Raw genomic sequence first — 17,167 nt, forward strand, 5'->3', positions numbered from 1 at the left:
GGTCGGCTGGAACGTGCGAAATGGATGACCACGCTATCGGCCAGCATGCCGGCGCAGCGCGCAATCGCCGACTATCTGGAGCACGGCGGCTATGAACGCTTCCTGCACAAGCTACGTCGCGAGTTGGCCCTTCAGCAGTCGCAAATGCTCGACGCGATTAGCCGGTATTTCCCTGCGAATACAACGGCGACGAAGTCTGACGGCGGCTATTTCACGTGGGTCGCGCTACCGGATCACGCAGACTCGATACGCCTCTTCCAGGCTGCGCTCAACCATGGCATCAGTATCGCGCCTGGACCCATCTTCTCTGCGGATGGTGCCTTTCGACACCATGTGCGTCTGAACTATGGATACCCGTGGTCGGCGCGGCTCGATAAAGCGGTCGCGACACTCGGCGCGCTGTGCGCCGATGAATCGCGTTGCGGCGCCAGGCTGGCCGGTCCGGTTCAGCTGGCATGACACCGGCGTCGATCTCACCCCGGCACGCCGGCGGGTAAATCGTGAAGCTCGTGCACGACAATACGCGCCTTGCCTGCGACTTTAGCGCGATACATTGCAGCATCCGCCGCGCGTAACAGGGCTTCCCCACTCAACGACGCCGCGTGGCCGCGCAGCAGCACACCGATACTGGCCGACAACCGGACGACCTTCGCCCCGAGCGCTATGGGCTGGCTCAATGTCAGCAGAATTGCACGGGAGATTCTCTCCAACGCAGCACGATCGATTGCAGGGCCGGTCAGCAGCACCGTGAACTCATCTCCTGCATGCCGCGCAACCAGATCCCCGTCACGCGCGCAGCGGCTGATCCGGCGCGCGGCTTCAACAAGTACTTCGTCGCCACACTGATGTCCGTATGTATCGTTGACAGCCTTGAAGCCGTCGAGGTCGATAAACAGAATGGCAGCCACGCCGTCTGCGCCCGCTCCGCATGCTTGTTCCAGCCTCTCGATGAATGAGCGTCTGTTAGGCAGGCCGGTCAGTGCATCGTGGAACGCCTGATGCCGCAGGCGATCGAGCAGTGCCGTTCGCTCCGTCACATCATGCACCAGAAGGTAGTAGCCATCTGCCACCTGATCCTGGACGCGGCGCGGCACCAGGACACCACGCAGCACACGTTGGCTCCCGTTGAGGGTCGCTCCGACCTCGTATTCGACCCTTTCGCCGTTGAGCGCGCGTTGGACGTACGGCTCGATGGCGGCAAAGTAGTCGGCGTCGAGAACCTCATGGGTGAGCCGTCCCACGATCTCCTCCGGGTCCAGCCCCATCCACTCCCGATAGGTTGAGTTAGCAAACCGAAAACGTCGTTCACCGTCGACATAAGCGACCAGCACCGGCAGATTGTCAGCGATGGCGCGCAAATCCACGCGCGTGGCTCCCAACTGTCGCTCAGCGTTCGTCAGTTGCTCATGCGCCCTGCGCAGAACTTCAGAGGCCTCATGGGCTCCACGATGCAACGCGGCCTCCCGCGCATCGCGCGCGGTTTTTTCCCGTTGCTCCGCCTGGGTATCGTGAATGACAAACAGCCAGCCTCCGTCACGGGTCGACGTCGTCTGCTTGAACGCCACCTGTACTCGCGCTGGTTTGCTTTGCTTGTTGCGCAAGCGGAACGTTACGTCGACCGTCAGGACCTCGGCCCCGCGGCCACGCTTAAGTGCCTGCACCGCCTGTTTAAGGTTGCTCCGGTCGCTCGCATCCAGCAGATCGAGTATGTTTGTTTTCGTCAGCGGATCGCGCGAGCACGAGAAGAATTTCACGCAGGCCTCGTTCATGTGCCGCCACGCCCAGTCTCTTCCGATATGCGCGATAGCGACCGGAGTTCGATGGAACGTGTCGACGTAAAGCGCATGCTGGGCCTGAAGCCGGTCGATCGCCTGAAGTACCTGAAAACGATCAGAGCTGTCCAGCTCTCGCAGGCCAACTTCGTGCTCGATCATTTGCCCCAGGTCTACCAGCATCTGACGCTGTTGGCGCGTGAAGCGCCGCGGCTTTGAGTGCATCACACTTAGCATACCGATGGGTTTTCCGCACGGTAGACGCAGTGCAACGCCTGCGAAAAATCGGATCGCCAATTTACTGGTTGCCAGTGGCCCCTGCGCAAGCTCCGCATCGCACAACGCATCCTTGACGAAAAACGGTCCTTCGCATTGGAGCGTGCGGCCATAGTACGTGTTCACATGATCTACAACGTCCCGTTCGCAACCGCTCACGCCTATGATTTCCGGCTGGCCCGGACTGTCGAGACATATGACGGATATTGGTAAATTCAGCGCGCGTGCGGCGATCCGGGTCACGCGCTCAAAGTACTGATCTCCTTCGCTTTCTGTGGGGAAGGGGACGCTGCCTGGTTGTCGTAGTTGTCGCGCATTCATAATGCAGTCGTCTTTCACGCTCAATCCTCCTTTCCGGCCACATCATGCAATGTGTAAATCGAGGCCGGCGCCAACACGAACGCACGAAGTTGATCGACCGCCATAGGCTTCCCATGCCAGTATCCCTGCGCGAGGTCGATTCCCGAGCGCTTGACCACGTCATGTTCTGCGGCGGTCTCGATGCCTTCCGCAACCACTTTCGCACCAAGTGTATGCGCTAGCGCTGCTATCGAATTCAGAAACTGAATGCGCGCTTCGCCGCGCATCGCTAGAAATCGCCGGTCTACCTTCAGGTAATCGAATCGGAAGTCCGCGAGCAAGTCGAGATTGCTGAAGCCAGTGCCGAAATCGTCGATTGACAGGCGTACGCCGCGTTGCCTCATGTGGTTAAGCGCAGTGACAACCCGCGGCGTGCGCTCGACGCAGCTCCGCTCGGTAAGCTCCAGAACAAGGCGCTCCAGCATCGCGCCGGCGGACTCGCAGATATCCTCGACAAAGCGTTCCTCCATCAGATGCCGCGCGCAGATGTTTATCGATAGGTGCCAGTACTGAGGGAGCGGCAGTTGGGTGAGTGCACTATTCGCCTCGCGCAGCACGAAACAGGTCAGCGCCCTGAGCAAATCCGTTCCTTCAAGCTCTCCAATGAACCATCCCGGCCCTTCGGCTCCGAACTCTGGATGGCCCCATCGAAGCAGAGCTTCCACGCCCACGCAGTTTCGCGTGCGCGTGTCCACAATGGGCTGATAGACGACATGGAACTCCCCGCGGCGAAGACCGATGCGCACTGCGCGCCGCAATCTTGCCCGTGGGCAAACCCGATAAGCCACGTACGCGAACGCGCCGCAAGCCGATAGCGCGATAACCCGCATGACAGTGTCGCAAGATGCAATCAGGCTGGCCGCAAGCAAAGCAGTCACGCCCGACACAACGGCGATAGTCACCAGCGTGTCCGGATGCTCGTCGAACACAGGTCGCAGCCGGCCTACTCGTGCTATGTAGCGTCGGAAAAGGCGCATGGGGGTACTTCGTGCTGTTATCTGAGTTGCGTACTATGACCTGGCTGCGTCTCGAAAACGAGAAGCAGTTACGTGTCAAAACATGCGGATCAGATCCGCCGTCATATGCGAGGTTCGTCGGCGCGGCGAGTCTCCGAAGCAGGGCGCAATCGACAATGTTTGGCACGCTGTTATACGGCTTTGACAACATCGCCACGACAATCACCGTCGGTGACGGGGCATCGGAGATCGTGCTGCTGAAGCATGAGTCATCAAATGCCCAAAGCACTTGCGTGCCACGCTGATACGGGTCCGGCTAGTTTCGAAAGCTCACCCTTGGTACATACCCGACACGAAACACGATAGACAACGGGGGCCTGCCACCCCAGTACACATGTTGATATCGGAAAAGCGGAGCAGGATTTGCCGGCGGCGCAGTGATTCCAAAACGAGGTGACTGCACCGCGTCGCCTGGCTAAAAACGGGTTCTCGCTAACAGTCGATTCGCGAGCGACGGAGATATTCGCGGAAACTGCGGCTTCAATGCATTCTAAAGAGGTGGCGGTAATCTCACGGAAAAGCGGCTCTGCTCTTTCCCAGTCATTCTCGCGATAGAACACCATTGCCCGAAGAAACAGTACCGGCAGTCGATTTTTCTCGGAGAATCCCCCGTGCTTCCTGTTCCTCTGCCAGATTCGCTGCAAGCCATTGCTCTCCGGTCAAAAAGCCTTTGACCGCTTGCGAGTACAGTGTCAGCGCTTGTTCTGTTTGCCCAAGCGACGCCATGTGGTACGCCTGTCCGGCCATCGCAAACAAACATCGCGGTATTGTTCCGCCGGCCAGTTCGCGGTTTCCAGACCGGCCGAGTTCGAGGAGCTGCGCGTGGGTGGCATTCAACAGTTCCCGCTCCGCGTAGCCTGCCACCCAAAGCGATTGCCGCACCTCGGTAGCAAGACGCCATTCACTGTTCCCAGTGCGTACGATGTCAGCATAGTGCAGGGCCTGCACGAACAGTGGCGCCGTTACTCCGGCTATAGGAGCAAGTTCATAGATTTGCTGGGCAACTTCGTCGGTCAGGCTTTCAGCCAGCGCCAGCGTCTTAAGGACACGTTCAGTGCCTGCGGGAGCTTGGTCAATGAAGTCTTGAGCAGCTGAAATCTTTGGCTGCTAAACGCCTGCGCAAATCGCATCAGGCGGGACTCAGTGATTTTTTGCATTCAGGTATGTTTCCCCAAAAAAGCATACCCGGTATAGGACTCATTTTTAGCCTGCGAGATGCATGCGGCAAACTCTACAAGAAAGACATTAAGGAGCGTAACGTGTCACGGATGTTCGCCGTTGCTTTCCGCCGTCCAGAACGCTTGCATTGCCTCGAATGCCTCCTGCTCCACGGCTTGGGCACGTGCAAGAGCAGAAGGCTCAGGCGGAGGTCGGAACTCGGCGCAGATACGCTGAACCTCTGTGCGCGCCGCCAACCAATTCTGGCGGATAGGCTGCCACTGACGCTCGTAGAACGATGTCGGCCTTGAATCCGGCGACGACACTTTCCGAAGTACGTGATGAATCACCTCTGAAGGACCGCGACTCTCATCGTCCCACAGAACGGAAACCCTCCAGCTAGCGGCCGCAGTTCCGCTGGGTTATCCAGTTACAGTCCCAAATCCAAACAGTCGATGTTCAACTCGGTCCCCTTCATCGAAGGGCCGTTGGTCGCTTTTCATCTTTGAGTTTCCCCAACGAACGATGAAAATTCTTGTGAGATACGAGGAGCCTGAACAGGCTCCCCGCCCGCTTACTCGGCGGCCCGCACTTCCGGAGTCTCCGCCGTAGCCGGTGCGACAGCTGCAGTGTCGGGCGTTTTCTGAATATGTGCCTTTTTCGCAGCGGCGCGCTTTACGACGGGCTTGCCCGGCACAGCCTTCTTCAAAGCCACCTTCTTCGTCGCAGCCTTCTTCGCAGTTACGACGACACGCTTTTTGGCCGGAGCAATTTGCTCCGCCGCCTCAGCATTCGTTGCAACGGCTGCTTTCGCAGCAACCCGTTTCGTAACAGTCTTCTTCGCGACAACCTTCGACGATGCAGTCTTCGATTTCTTGGCAGCCACCTTCTTAGTCGCTGACTTGCTCGAAGCAGTTGAAGCGACAGGTTGCGCGCCTCCGGCCGCGCCATCAATCAGAAACTTATTGCGGTCTTTCGCCCCAGCAATCCAAGCCGGCGCGCGTCCGCGCCCACTCCAGGTGGCCCCGCTTTTCGGGTCCCGGTATTTTTCAGGTTGAACACCACGCACATAGTTGCCAACTGCCTTCGGCTTGCTCGCGGCAACAGGAGCGGGACTGACTGCACCATCGCTCACGAGAAACCGGCTGCGGTCCCGGGCCTTCGCAATCCAACCCGGGGCACGGCCACGCCCTGACCACGTCGCACCCGTTCTGGGGTCCTGGTATTGCACAGCCGAAGTCTTTGCAACTCTGACAGACTTCGCGACGGGTTTCGGTCCCCGCTTCTTCCCTGCAGCAGGTGCATCAATATCTGCTGCCGTCAAACCGTGCTTCTCCATCAAGCTGCGAATCTCATCGATGGCAGCCTGGGATTTCTTTACAAGCAGAGCTTCCGCCTGAGCCTGCAGCTTCTTCAGTGTCGCTTGGATTTGTTCGAGCGTTGCCATTACCTCTCCCGTTTGGCTTTAGTGAATGGCTGCACTATGCCACGACGCCTCATTTGTAGCCAACAGATGACGCCAAAGAGATGGGCTTTTCAGATGAACTATCTAGGTTGTTGCAACCGGTCGATTTCACGTTACCAAGCCCTAAGGCAACGGTTTGCACAGCTCATTTGGATGCGAGGGATGCGTTTTGTTCCCGAGACGTTCAGGCTCGCGCGGCTGCTCAACATACGGTTGGAGCGCCCCTTCACTACAGCTCAAGTTTCTCCGTTTTCGACCGCTAATGATAATGGGTTTTGTCGCGCTAAGGAGGCAGGAGTAAAATCGAAGTTGATATTTGCCCGAAGTGAAGCGTGAGATGAAGAAGGCGACTGCGAGACAAACCCTGCCTGCCGGCGTAGCGAAGGTACTCAAGCGCCTGCACTATCCTCTGGACGTGATGCTTCTGTGCGTGCGGTGGTATGCGGCCTACTCGCTGAGCTTGCGAAATCTCGAGGAAATGATGGCCGAACGTGGTTTCGAGGTCGACCATTCGAGCGTGCATCGCTGGGTGATCAAACTTGTACCGTTGTTCGAGAAAGCCTTTCGCAAGCACAAACGTCCGGTCGGCAAGAGCTGGAGGATGGATGAAACCTACGTCAAGGTAGGCGGCCAGTGGAAGTACTTGTACCGCGCGGTGGACAAGGCCGGCAATACGGTCGATTTCCTGTTACGGGCGCATCGCGCCAAGGCGGCAGCACGCCGTTACTTCGAGAAAGCCATCGATCGGAACGGGACGCCCGAGACCGTGACCATGGATAAAAGTGGGGCGAATCTTGCCGCCCTCCAGGCCATCAACGCCGAGCGGGAAACGCCCATCAAGGTCCTGCAGGTCAAGTATCTGAACAACATCGTAGAGCAGGATCATCGGGCGATCAACCGCCGAACCAGGCCTATGATGGGCTTCAAGGATTTCCGGTGTGCCCGGATCATCCTGTCAGGCATTGAGACGATGCATATGATCAGGAAAGGCCAGACGAAGGACAGCGGCGTCACCCGAACCGCTGCCGATCAGTTCTATTCGTTGGTGGTGTAAGGACTCCTTATCTTCGCGGAATTTTCTTGCCATGCCGCCGTTATCGCGACACAACCACTTTTTTTGCAGCACCAGTAGCGCCGCAGCTTCAACCAGTGCCTTCTCCTTGCGTTTCAACTCGCGCTGCAGCTGGACATTGGACTGCTTCAGATCCCGTAATTCCTGGGCGGTTTCGCGCCGGCTGCCGGTTCCACCCGCGGTACAGAAGTCTGCTCGCCATTGCACGAGATGATGCGCAAACAGGCCGCGCTCCCGACACCAGCCGTTCAATGCCTCTCCCACGAGCCCGTGACTCTCCTGCAAGGCCATCAGACGTTCTTCCAGCGACCAGTCTTCCGGACGGGATAGCACTCCTTCGCTGATATCGAGACGTGACATTGGCGCCCGGTGAGGCGTGAAAGACAGGAGACTGATCGAAAACTGCCTTAACAACGTCGTTGCATGAACGTCGGCTCAGACCGACGAGCAGTTTGTGGCGGTCATGGTCACAACGATGTCAACGGGGATTTCCAACGATCGACGAGATAAAGTCAAGGAACGCGTTGGTCTTGGCGGGCATGTGATTTCGGGAGGGATACAGCACATAGAGAGGCCAGCGTTCGTCGCACCAGTCGGGGAATAGATTGACAAGTCGCCCGCTTGCTATGAGGCCTTCAATGCCGAGCTCCATGACCTGAGCAATACAGTATCCTGCCAAACATACCGCGTGCATCGTACCCGCATCATTAACCATTAATCGGCCTTCGGGATAAAGCTCCATTTCCTCGCCATCGCGATGGAACTCCCATTTAAATGGAAGACCTGTCTCCGGATTCCGATAGTTTAGGCAAATATGCGAGGAACCGCGCAGTTCATCGGGGCCACGCGGACGGCCGTGTTCTTTCAGGTATGAAGGCGAGGCCACTGTGAGTATTCGTGTCTCGAGCAACTTGCGCGCTATCATGGACGACGACTTAGGCTCACCGAAGCGGATGGCCAGATCAAAGCCCTCAGAGATGGTGTCGCCGAGTTGGTCTCGCGTGACGAGGTCAAGCTTGAGATCGGGATGCGCTTTAAGGAACTCGCTCAGCCGCGGTCCAAGAATAAGGTTTGAGAAGAAAGGGTGAACGTTCACCCGCAGACGTCCACGCACAGTCTCCTTGCTGCAGGCAGCTGATTCGGCAGCCTCTTCCAGTGCGGTGAGTAGCGGTACCACCTGTTCGTAAAGGCGGCGTCCCTCGTCCGTAAGGGTTACAGAACGAGGATGGCGGTCGAACAGACGCGCGTCAAGTCTGCCCTCGAGTCGAGCGATCGCGCGGCTGACGCCGGGTTGCGACATATTTAACGCTTCAGCGGCCGCAGCGAAGCTGCCGCTATTGGCCACTGCAGCCAGTACGCTCATCCCATTGAGCGTTCGCTCGTCGAAAGCCATATGACTTCTCCTTTCAGTCTAAGGCGAGGCCATGTGATAGGCCGTTACAGCAGTTCAAAGCGACACAATACTGGAGATGTAGATCGACTATCCATGGAGCGCTTCGGCATGAAACGCAATATGATGGCCAATGTAAGTGGCGATGAAGTAGTAGCTGTGACCAAATCCAGGGTGAAGTCTAAGTGTCAGGGGGAGACCGACAGCTTCACATGCTTCATGTAGTAGGTGAGGTCTGAGCTGAGTCTCGAGAAATTCGTCCGCAGCGCCTTGATCAACCAGTAGCGGAAGCTTTTCTGCCGCGGACCTCACCAGATCGCACGCGTCATATTGGCTCCATGTTGTACGGTCTGGACCCAGATACGCCTCGAAAGCTTTCTCGCCCCACGGCACCTGGGCAGGGGCGACGATCGGCGAGAACGCAGAGACGCTGCGGTAACGGCCCGGATTGCGCAGCGCCAACACGAGCGCACCATGGCCGCCCATCGAGTGGCCACTTATAGAGCGGACTTCTGACGCGGGGAATTCTGATTCGATCAATTCGGGGAGTTCCGCAACAACGTAGTCATACATGCGGTAGTGGGCCGCCCAAGGTTTCTGGGTTGCATTCACGTAGAAGCCCGCGCCTTTTCCGAGGTCATAGGCCGCATCGTCAGCAACTTGCTCCCCGCGAGGGCTGGTGTCTGGAGCGACGATGATGACGTCATGTCGAGCCGCGTATTGTTGAGCTCCTGCCTTCGTAATGAAATTCTGCTCCGTGCAAGTTAAACCAGAGAGCCAGTACAGTACGGGTAGTTTTTTCCTGGATGCCAGCGCCGGAAAAAAGACAGAGAAATTCATTGAACAGTTGAGTGCGGCCGACTCGTGACGGTAAACGTCCTGCCATCCGTCAAAGCAGGCAGAGTGTTCTATCCGTTCCATTGCGACTCCTATAAATGCGCGGATCGGTATGAACGATCCGCGCGGGCCTTTCCTACTTCAGTACACCACTACGTTTTGCGATGTGTGTGGCTATCGCGTCCATTAATGGAGGATTGAGTGCGTCGTGTGGTGTGAGTCCCAGCTCGGTAAGTGTCGCTCGAACGTCATCCATTTGTTCCGGCTTTGCGCCGCCGCCCTCGATCACCGATGAGACGAACGCTGCAAAACGTGGCTCTTCCCAGCCCTTCTCGTTGGACAGTTCGGTATGCACGAAGTCGAGACCGTAGAAAGGATGGTCTCGATTCTCGATCCGTCCATACATGTGAGTTCCGCACGCCTTACAGGCATGGCGCTGGATCGCTGCTTTCTGGTCGACTACTTGCAGTTTCTCCGGGTGAGCCGTGACTTCGAGCTTGTCTCGCGGGACGACTCCCACCACTGAAAAAGCGGCGCCCGCGGGTTTCCAGCACTTGGTGCAGCCACAAGCATGGTTGTGCGCCACGTTACTGTTGATCCGGACTTCGACCTTGTCATTCTGACAATTACACTGGAGGGTACCGCCGGCGAAGCCCGGCGTACCTTTCTTGATACCGGCGTCTACAGACGGGTGAATTGCCACAGTACTCATTTTGAATTCTCCAATGTTTTCGGAATAAGAATTGGCGCAACAACGCTGCGCCAATGAATGCGCACGGTCGTGTCCTTAGTAGTTGATCACGGTGCGAATCGACATGCCGTCGTGCATCAGGTTGAATGCTTCGTTTATCTGATCAATTGGCAATCTGTGAGTGACAAACGGGGCAAGCTGGATGTCACCTCGCATGGCGTCTTCCACCATGCCCGGTAGTTGTGAGCGGCCCTTTACGCCACCAAATGCTGTGCCTTTCCACGTACGGCCTGTCACCAGTTGAAATGGACGCGTCGAGATTTCCTGACCGGCTCCCGCGACGCCGATGACCACGGATTGTCCCCAGCCGCGGTGCGCGCACTCCAGCGCGGCACGCATGACATTGACGTTGCCGATGCATTCGAACGAATGGTCGACGCCCCAGCCGGTCATTTCGACGATCACCTGCTGGATAGGCTTTTCATGGTCCTTCGGGTTCACACAATCGGTAGCGCCGAAGGCTTTCGCGAGGTCGAACTTCGAGGGATTGGTGTCGATCGCGAAGATGCGTTCGGCCTTGGCCTGGCGCGCTCCCTGAATCACTGCAAGACCGATCCCGCCAAGTCCGAACACCGCGACAGTGTCACCCGGCTGAACCTTCGCGGTGTTGTGCACCGCGCCGATACCTGTTGTCACACCGCAACCCAGCAGACAGACCTGTTCATGGTTGGCAGCGGGGTTTACCTTCGCCAGCGATACCTCGGCGACCACAGTGTATTCGCTGAAGGTTGAGCAGCCCATGTAGTGGTAGATCGGCTGGCCGTTATAGGAGAAGCGGGTTGTACCGTCGGGCATCACACCTTTGCCTTGGGTCGCACGCACGGCTACACAAAGGTTGGTCTTGCCGGATTTACAGAACAGGCATTCGCCGCACTCGGCCGTATATAGAGGAATCACGTGATCACCTGGTTTGACAGATGTCACGCCTTCGCCGATTTCCACGACGATGCCGGCGCCTTCATGCCCGAGCACGCAAGGGAAAAGGCCTTCCGGGTCGTCCCCAGACAGCGTGAAGGAGTCTGTATGGCATACACCAGTGTGGGTGATCTTTACTAATACTTCGTTCTTTTTTGGTGGGGCAACATCGATCTCGACGATCTCCAGGGGCTTACCGGGCGCAAACGCAACTGCAGCACGTGATTTCATGACAGATCTCTCAATTGGATGGTAAAGACAAGCAATATGAGTATTGGGAGGACAGGGTTACACGTCATCACCGTAGATAGGTGCGTACCAGATCGATAACGCCGTTGATCGATGCCGTAGCGCCATCATTGCGGCTAGTCGCGTTAGAAAACGTCTCGCGCAAATGGCTCTCTAACACCCCAGCCATCAGACCATTGACCGCGCCGCGCGCTGCGGCGATCTGCTGCAGAACCGACGCGCATTCAGCACCCGCCTCCAATGCCCGCTCAAGCGCATCAACCTGCCCACGTAACCGTCTGACGCGCGTAAGTACAAGCCTTTTGTCCTGGGGTGAGTGCGGCACGCGACCTCCGTTAGATACTGGGCGTGAGTATGTGGTATCGCTACCCTTCCTCTTTATCTAAACGTCCAGCTTTTTAACGACGTGAGCGAAAACTACACGATTGGGGGGGCTACACGACCTTTGCCGAAACCAATGCGAGGGAGCACTGTGTGAAACATGAGGAACTTCGGGAAAAACCTGATCAATCTGCTAGACGATCCGATAAGCGTGTGGACGGACGCGGGGCTAGCATTGGCATACGGGATAAATCGGCGAAACTTGTCCGAACAAAGCTTGAATGGCAACAGATGCTTCCTTGCGCGAATAGATCAAATACAGGAGATAACGTGATGTCCACCGTACAAAAGAGCCCTGTCCAACTCGAAGTTGTCCGTTCAGATTCAAATGAGAACGGGCAGCCGAAGACGCGGTTTTTGCAGAATGTCTGGTACTTTGCCGCGTGGTCTGCGGATGTCTTGCAAGAGCCTCTCGAACGGCTCATCATCGATCAACCCGTCGTTTTGTTCCGTACCTCCGGGGGTGAGGTAGCAGCTCTGCGAAACGTGTGCCCGCACCGCTTTACCCCTCTTAGCATGGGCAAGGTGGTTGGCGACACTATTGAATGCCTCTATCACGGTCTGCGATTCGAACCCTCGGGGCAATGTGTTCACAATCCTCACAGTGCGACTATTCCCAAGGCGGCTTGTGTCAGGTCTTACCCCGTGGCGGAGCACGACGGGATCGTGTGGATCTGGATGGGCGCAGCCGAACTCGCCGATGAATCTACCATTGTCCGTTACCCGGAATTGAACCAACCCGAAAAGTTTACGTATACCCGCGGGCAGACGATGGAAATGCCCTTGAATTACGAGTTGATGACCGACAACCTGATGGATCTAAGTCACGTTGCCTTTACGCACAAGAACACTTTGGGTTCTGATGGACTTGTCCCAGGCCAGACCGAAGTGCGTGAGGAAGGCGATTCGATATGGAGCATGCGTATGGCGCCAAGCACAAAGCCAGCGCCATCTTTTGCCATGTCAGGCGGGTGCTCGGAGGACGACATCGTCGATTACTGGCTGGACATCCGTTGGGATGCGCCGGCGAACTTCTATCTTACGTCCGGGCACGCACCGGCCGGACAGGGACGTTATCACGGCGCCCAGATCGACTCCTTGCAGGTGGTGACGCCATCGAGCGCTAACCGGTGTTACTACTTCTTTATACATCTTCGCAATTATCGTCGCGACGATGATGCTATGACACACGAATTGGCAGAGTTTATCCGTCAGGCGTTCGCCACGGAGGATGAACCAATGATCGCGAGCGTTCAGAAGAATATGGGCGGTCACACGCTGGAAGAAATGAAACCGGTGCTGCTGGCATGTGACGCTGCTGCAATGAGGGTCCGCAGGGCGCGCGAGCGGCTTCTGGACCTCGAGGCGAATGGTGATGGGCTAGTGGAGCGTCGTAAATGATTGAGTCGTGGATTGAGGTAGAAGTCGCGGTCAAGGAGTTCGAGGCGGACGGTGTTGTCCGTCTTGAGCTGTCAGACAAGAAGGGCAGGGAACTCCCCGAGTTCACTGCGGGGGCACATATTGATGTTGAAGTCACACCTGATCTGACAAGGCAATATTCGCTTTGCAACAGTCCGCGTGAGCGCCATCGCTACGTGATCGGCGTGCTTCGCGAGCCGTCATCACGAGGCGGCTCACAGGCCGTACACGAGAAGATTCAGGCTGGTCACACAATCCGGATCAGAGCGCCGCGGAACCACTTCGCGCTTGATCCTGACGCAAGCCGATACATTCTCTTTGCAGGCGGAATTGGTGTAACGCCGATACTGGCCATGGCCGAATACCTTAGTGAGTCGGGAAAGCCCTTTGAATTGCACTATTGCGTGCGCACGGCAGCTCGTGCTGCCTTTGTCAGGCGCATGATGCAATCGTCATTTTCAGCGCATGTGCATCTTCATCTTGATGACGGGTCCATTGAACAGCGGCTTGAGATTGGACAGGCATTGGGGAGCTCGGCCGACGACGCGCACGTATACGTCTGTGGACCAGCACCGTTTATTGGATATGTATTGGAGAGCGCGCGCGCACGGGGTTGGCCGGAAGCGAGGCTGCATCGGGAATTTTTCGCTGCGTCGACGCCAAACGTCACGTCCGAAGAGGGGGCCTTCGAAGTACAGCTACGCAGCACGGGTCAAGTCCTCACGGTGCCTGCGGATCGAAGCATCGTAGAGGTCCTGGGCGAAGCGGGTGTTGCTCTGGAAGTGAGCTGCGAGCAAGGGGTCTGCGGAACGTGTCTGACGCGAGTATTGGAGGGCGAACCCGATCATCGGGATGTCTATTTGACGGATGCGGAACATCTTCGCAATGACCGTATGACGGTCTGTTGCTCCCGCTCGAAAAGCGCGAGACTCGTGCTCGACTTGTAGGTGCGGGACCGATACGCTATTAGGCGCACCGCGCTCGCTTGTCCGGGCGTTGTGCCCTGCGCGGCAACGTGTTGGGCGCGGTTAGACAACGTCAAGCAGCACGGCCGGTCAGCGCCAATTATCTTGGCCGCCGGCCAAAACAATTGTCGCTGCCCACGCGGTAATCAGCTCAACCAACGCCGAGGGCGTGGACCGTCAAGACCGCTTAACGGCGACGCCTTTGATTCTTGCCAGCGAACTGATCACGGACCGCGCAATCGCCCGAGACCTTCGGGGTTGGTGCAGGTTGATTCGTGCTCGTCGATAAAGCGTCGTCAGAGTGTCGGCACACTGCGATAGTGTGCCTCATGATCAAGCCGAACGAGATTTGGCGTTCGCGATGTTTTTGCAACCGCACCGTCTCCCCCTGCTCTCGGTGATGTGCTCAGCGCGGGCGAGCTTGAGAACGCGTAGCGGGCCCTGGAAGGCGCTTCACTTGCCCAGCTGCGTTTGCAGCCAGTTGTTCGACGCGTACCGCGAGTAAACTCAGACGCGCTCGCTTAAGCGCGGCTTGACGCTCGCCATCCGCAATAGTGCGTAGTGAAACCCGACGCGGCACTTCCTGGGGTGAGCGTGTCTGCGACGCGTCGTGAGATCAGTAGATGTATTGCTTCAATTCGTTCGGCATGCGAATGACGAGACGCTCGCTTCGATCCGTGCTCAGTTCATCAATCTTTTCCAGCGTCGTTACCACACCGGTGCAAACCAGAAGCGGACGCCTGGAGCCGAGGAATTTCAGGGTGGGACAGTGTGATTGGTGCATTGATGCTGTTGCGACGACCTATTAATTAAATTAGGTATCCTTAGACATGGAATGTTCGAGATGCTACCGTTAGATTATTTTCAAAAGTGATGGTATCCCGACCGTGCCCCCTTTGGGTGCTACGAAATGTTTCATTCAGTAGAGGTTATGGGAATACTACACGTCTTCGAATAAAGCCACGGGAACGACTGTCGCAGCTACCGTTCTGACGAAATACGGAAAAGAGCGACGACCATGACAGACCAGAAGTTGCCGTGACAAGTCTCTTTGCTCGTCTACGCGAAATGTCAAAACTGAACCTCGAAACAGGCCCGGTTGTGGTTCATGTATGCCATACCGTTATTAAAGTCATGACATGACGGTGGTCCTAATTTTATTAAAGAAGAACGAGAATACCGAAGCACGGAATTTGATTCAAATCTAGCAATAGAGATCCATTGTGTTCTCCGTTATTGCAGTCGCCGGGCATCTTCGATTCGTTGGCAGCCCGGCTGCCGCTCGAAAACGGAGATGACGTTCGCGCCGCGATTCGAAGTACGGACAGGATGTCGACTCTGACTTGGTGCGTTATGACGCGAATGCCATTTCGCAGCGAATCTCGTATCGATATTGAAGGTCGTAATGGCAAATGTTGTTGCGTAACAGCGACTCTGAGGCGAGAGACTGTACAGAGGGGTTAAGCGGGTGTCAGACAGCAGATGGTGTGGCTTTCGTGCCGGTCGCATGTCGTGCAGTTCACTACACGAAATCTCGGCGAGATCGTGGCGGAGGCTTTTATCTGCATTCACTCCAGATTTGCTTTCCTCCGGCTTTATTGTAATTCGCACGAAATGCGTCCAGATGTGCGGTGCGCGTCGCGCTCTACCATGCCGAAACTGCATCACAGAAATGTCATCATTGCTGTCGGAAAAGCCGACTCGCAGGGTCAGAATGCATGTGATTTCGTGCCGGTATTTAATCGTTTTCTTTGCTCCGACCCGAACAGAATGCGCCACACGTGCCGCATACGAGACGGAGCAACAGGGGGCACGTGAGCAGTGTCTCTGGATCTGAGGATCAGGAAAGCGAAGAAGCGACACTTTCAAATCGATGAGGGTCAAATAATGTCTCAACCAACGACGCAGTTCTTTAAACGAAAGCGAGTCATACTCCTGATAGTCACGCTGACGGTTGTTGTGGGCAGTAGCCTACTGCTTAGAACGCATGCATCCGCTCCGTCCGATTCGCTGAACGCGGCGCCTGCACCGCAAGTAACGGTAGCGCAGGCCCGTACGTTTCAGGTGGACGACCGACAGGTATTTACCGGCAGGTTGCAGGCCGTGGACACGATCGACGTGCGACCACGAGTGAGCGGGTACGTGGACGAGGTGCTGTTCAAGGAGGGCGCCCGGGTACACAAGGGCGACGTACTGTTTCAGATCGATCCGCGTCCTTATCGCGCAGAAGTGGACCGTCTGACGGCGGAACTCGCGCAAGCGCAGGCGGAGGCGGCACAAGCCCGATCCGATTCGGATCGAGGTAAGCGATTGCTCGCGCAGAGCGCAATTTCGCAGGAAGCGGCGGAGCAACTTGACACGGCGGCAAGCACGTCGCGATCGAGGGCGCTTGCGACCGGTGCGCAACTTGACGCGGCACAACTGAATCTCAGTTTCACAGAAGTGCGCGCGCCGATCGACGGGAAGGTCAGCTATGCGATGATCACCGCCGGTAACCTAGTCACGCCCGATGCGGTCCTGACTCGCGTGGTCAGCGTCGATCCCATCTACGGATATTTCGACGTCGACGAACAGAGCTACCTTACACTCCAGCATTTTCGCGATGACGGTCATAGCGTGCCCGAAGTTGCAATGGCACTCGCGGATGAGCACGACTTCACGCACGTCGGACACCTGGATTTCGTTGACAACCAACTCGACGCCGGTTCGGGAACCATTCGCCTTCGAGCTGTATTTGCAAACGCGCAAGGTGCGTACACACCAGGACTCTATGCACAGATCCGTCTGCAGGAGGGTCATCCGGTGCCTCGCATCCTCCTGAGGGACACGGCAGTGGGAACTGATCTGGGGGATCAGTATGTGTACGTAGTCGGACCAGATAACAAGATAATCTATCGCAAGGTGTCGACGGGCCCGATCTTCGCCGGCTTGCGCGTCATCGAAAGCGGTGTTCAGCCCGGCGAGCGTGTAGTCGTTGATGGTCTGCAACATGTGCAACCTGGCGTTGTGGTACAGGCGGTCACCGTCTCAATGGATACGCAGCTCAACGACCGCCAGAAGGCTGAGCTCGCAAGTGTGACCAGGCCAGTCGCCGGATCTGGTATGGCACTGGCTGCGCAATAGCCGCTTAGCGAGACTCTA

16 protein-coding genes are annotated in these 17,167 nt (G+C 56.9%); 5 read left to right on the forward strand and 11 right to left on the reverse strand.

Features of this window, described 5'->3' with window-relative positions:
• Positions 1-459, forward strand: a 459-nt coding sequence (locus tag P3T43_RS33020; RefSeq protein WP_429285198.1) for an aminotransferase class I/II-fold pyridoxal phosphate-dependent enzyme, incomplete at its 5' end; no start/stop codon positions are given.
• Between the two features lie 14 nt (positions 460-473).
• On the opposite strand, the gene P3T43_RS33025 is transcribed toward P3T43_RS33020, so the two are convergent.
• The 4 genes from P3T43_RS33025 to P3T43_RS33040 form a co-directional block, all read right to left on the reverse strand.
• On the reverse strand, positions 474-2,387 hold the full coding sequence (locus tag P3T43_RS33025; protein ID WP_429285199.1) for a diguanylate cyclase domain-containing protein: 1,914 nt from the start codon (positions 2,385-2,387) through the stop codon (positions 474-476).
• A gap of 2 nt (positions 2,388-2,389) precedes the next feature.
• On the reverse strand, positions 2,390-3,337 hold the full coding sequence (locus P3T43_RS33030; protein WP_429285200.1) for an EAL domain-containing protein: 948 nt from the start codon (positions 3,335-3,337) through the stop codon (positions 2,390-2,392).
• Positions 3,338-3,964: 627 nt separating this feature from the next.
• Positions 3,965-4,372: a hypothetical protein gene (locus P3T43_RS33035; protein ID WP_429285201.1), complete on the reverse strand. Its 408-nt coding sequence runs from the start codon at positions 4,370-4,372 to the stop codon at positions 3,965-3,967.
• A gap of 784 nt (positions 4,373-5,156) precedes the next feature.
• Positions 5,157-6,029: an H-NS family nucleoid-associated regulatory protein gene (locus P3T43_RS33040; protein WP_429285202.1), complete on the reverse strand. Its 873-nt coding sequence runs from the start codon at positions 6,027-6,029 to the stop codon at positions 5,157-5,159.
• 355 nt (positions 6,030-6,384) lie between these two features.
• Here P3T43_RS33040 and P3T43_RS33045 point away from each other — a divergent pair, with 355 nt between their 5' ends.
• Positions 6,385-7,101 (forward strand): IS6 family transposase, encoded by a 717-nt coding sequence (locus P3T43_RS33045; protein ID WP_429285203.1) that lies wholly within the window; start codon positions 6,385-6,387, stop codon positions 7,099-7,101.
• Here the strand turns inward: P3T43_RS33045 and P3T43_RS33050 are convergent.
• The 6 genes from P3T43_RS33050 to frmR form a co-directional block, all read right to left on the reverse strand.
• A complete protein-coding gene (locus P3T43_RS33050) occupies positions 7,003-7,479 on the reverse strand; it encodes a hypothetical protein (RefSeq protein ID WP_429285204.1) in 477 nt (158 codons plus the stop codon). The genes P3T43_RS33045 and P3T43_RS33050 overlap by 99 nt on opposite strands.
• A gap of 118 nt (positions 7,480-7,597) precedes the next feature.
• Positions 7,598-8,512, reverse strand: coding sequence for a LysR family transcriptional regulator (locus P3T43_RS33055; protein WP_429285205.1), 915 nt, complete (start codon positions 8,510-8,512; stop codon positions 7,598-7,600).
• Between the two features lie 87 nt (positions 8,513-8,599).
• On the reverse strand, positions 8,600-9,430 hold the full coding sequence (gene fghA, locus P3T43_RS33060; RefSeq protein ID WP_429285206.1) for an S-formylglutathione hydrolase: 831 nt from the start codon (positions 9,428-9,430) through the stop codon (positions 8,600-8,602).
• A 52-nt stretch (positions 9,431-9,482) separates the two neighbouring features.
• On the reverse strand, positions 9,483-10,058 hold the full coding sequence (gfa, locus tag P3T43_RS33065) for an S-(hydroxymethyl)glutathione synthase (protein WP_429285207.1): 576 nt from the start codon (positions 10,056-10,058) through the stop codon (positions 9,483-9,485).
• Between the two features lie 75 nt (positions 10,059-10,133).
• Entirely contained in the window at positions 10,134-11,243 is a 1,110-nt protein-coding gene (locus tag P3T43_RS33070; protein ID WP_429285208.1) for an S-(hydroxymethyl)glutathione dehydrogenase/class III alcohol dehydrogenase, read from the reverse strand.
• Between the two features lie 67 nt (positions 11,244-11,310).
• Positions 11,311-11,586 (reverse strand): formaldehyde-responsive transcriptional repressor FrmR, encoded by a 276-nt coding sequence (gene frmR / locus P3T43_RS33075; protein WP_429285209.1) that lies wholly within the window; start codon positions 11,584-11,586, stop codon positions 11,311-11,313.
• Between the two features lie 329 nt (positions 11,587-11,915).
• Between frmR and P3T43_RS33080 the strand changes: the two genes are divergently transcribed.
• Positions 11,916-13,043, forward strand: a complete 1,128-nt coding sequence (locus P3T43_RS33080) for a Rieske 2Fe-2S domain-containing protein (protein WP_429285210.1) — start codon at positions 11,916-11,918, stop codon at positions 13,041-13,043.
• A complete protein-coding gene (locus tag P3T43_RS33085) occupies positions 13,040-14,008 on the forward strand; it encodes a PDR/VanB family oxidoreductase (RefSeq protein ID WP_429285211.1) in 969 nt (322 codons plus the stop codon). Before P3T43_RS33080 ends, P3T43_RS33085 begins: the two co-directional genes overlap by 4 nt.
• A gap of 634 nt (positions 14,009-14,642) precedes the next feature.
• On the opposite strand, the gene P3T43_RS33090 is transcribed toward P3T43_RS33085, so the two are convergent.
• Positions 14,643-14,810: a hypothetical protein gene (locus P3T43_RS33090; protein WP_429285212.1), complete on the reverse strand. Its 168-nt coding sequence runs from the start codon at positions 14,808-14,810 to the stop codon at positions 14,643-14,645.
• Positions 14,811-15,913: 1,103 nt separating this feature from the next.
• Between P3T43_RS33090 and P3T43_RS33095 the strand changes: the two genes are divergently transcribed.
• Entirely contained in the window at positions 15,914-17,149 is a 1,236-nt protein-coding gene (locus P3T43_RS33095) for an efflux RND transporter periplasmic adaptor subunit (RefSeq protein WP_429285213.1), read from the forward strand.
• The last annotated feature ends 18 nt before the right edge of the window (positions 17,150-17,167 follow it).

Source organism: Paraburkholderia sp. GAS41 (assembly GCF_050436545.1).
Lineage (GTDB): Bacteria > Pseudomonadota > Gammaproteobacteria > Burkholderiales > Burkholderiaceae > Paraburkholderia.

Bases quoted from the DNA above. Each gene is read 5' to 3' on its own strand.
- fghA (WP_429285206.1), bottom strand. From the start codon at position 9,430: ATGGAACGGATAGAACACTCTGCCTGCTTTGACGGATGGCAGGACGTT.
- P3T43_RS33085 (WP_429285211.1), top strand. From the start codon at position 13,040: ATGATTGAGTCGTGGATTGAGGTAGAAGTCGCGGTCAAGGAGTTCGAG.
- P3T43_RS33055 (WP_429285205.1), bottom strand. From the start codon at position 8,512: ATGGCTTTCGACGAGCGAACGCTCAATGGGATGAGCGTACTGGCTGCA.
- P3T43_RS33040 (WP_429285202.1), bottom strand. From the start codon at position 6,029: ATGGCAACGCTCGAACAAATCCAAGCGACACTGAAGAAGCTGCAGGCT.
- P3T43_RS33045 (WP_429285203.1), top strand. From the start codon at position 6,385: ATGAAGAAGGCGACTGCGAGACAAACCCTGCCTGCCGGCGTAGCGAAG.
- P3T43_RS33090 (WP_429285212.1), bottom strand. From the start codon at position 14,810: ATGCACCAATCACACTGTCCCACCCTGAAATTCCTCGGCTCCAGGCGT.
- P3T43_RS33080 (WP_429285210.1), top strand. From the start codon at position 11,916: ATGTCCACCGTACAAAAGAGCCCTGTCCAACTCGAAGTTGTCCGTTCA.
- P3T43_RS33095 (WP_429285213.1), top strand. From the start codon at position 15,914: ATGTCTCAACCAACGACGCAGTTCTTTAAACGAAAGCGAGTCATACTC.
- P3T43_RS33070 (WP_429285208.1), bottom strand. From the start codon at position 11,243: ATGAAATCACGTGCTGCAGTTGCGTTTGCGCCCGGTAAGCCCCTGGAG.
- P3T43_RS33050 (WP_429285204.1), bottom strand. From the start codon at position 7,479: ATGTCACGTCTCGATATCAGCGAAGGAGTGCTATCCCGTCCGGAAGAC.
- gfa (WP_429285207.1), bottom strand. From the start codon at position 10,058: ATGAGTACTGTGGCAATTCACCCGTCTGTAGACGCCGGTATCAAGAAA.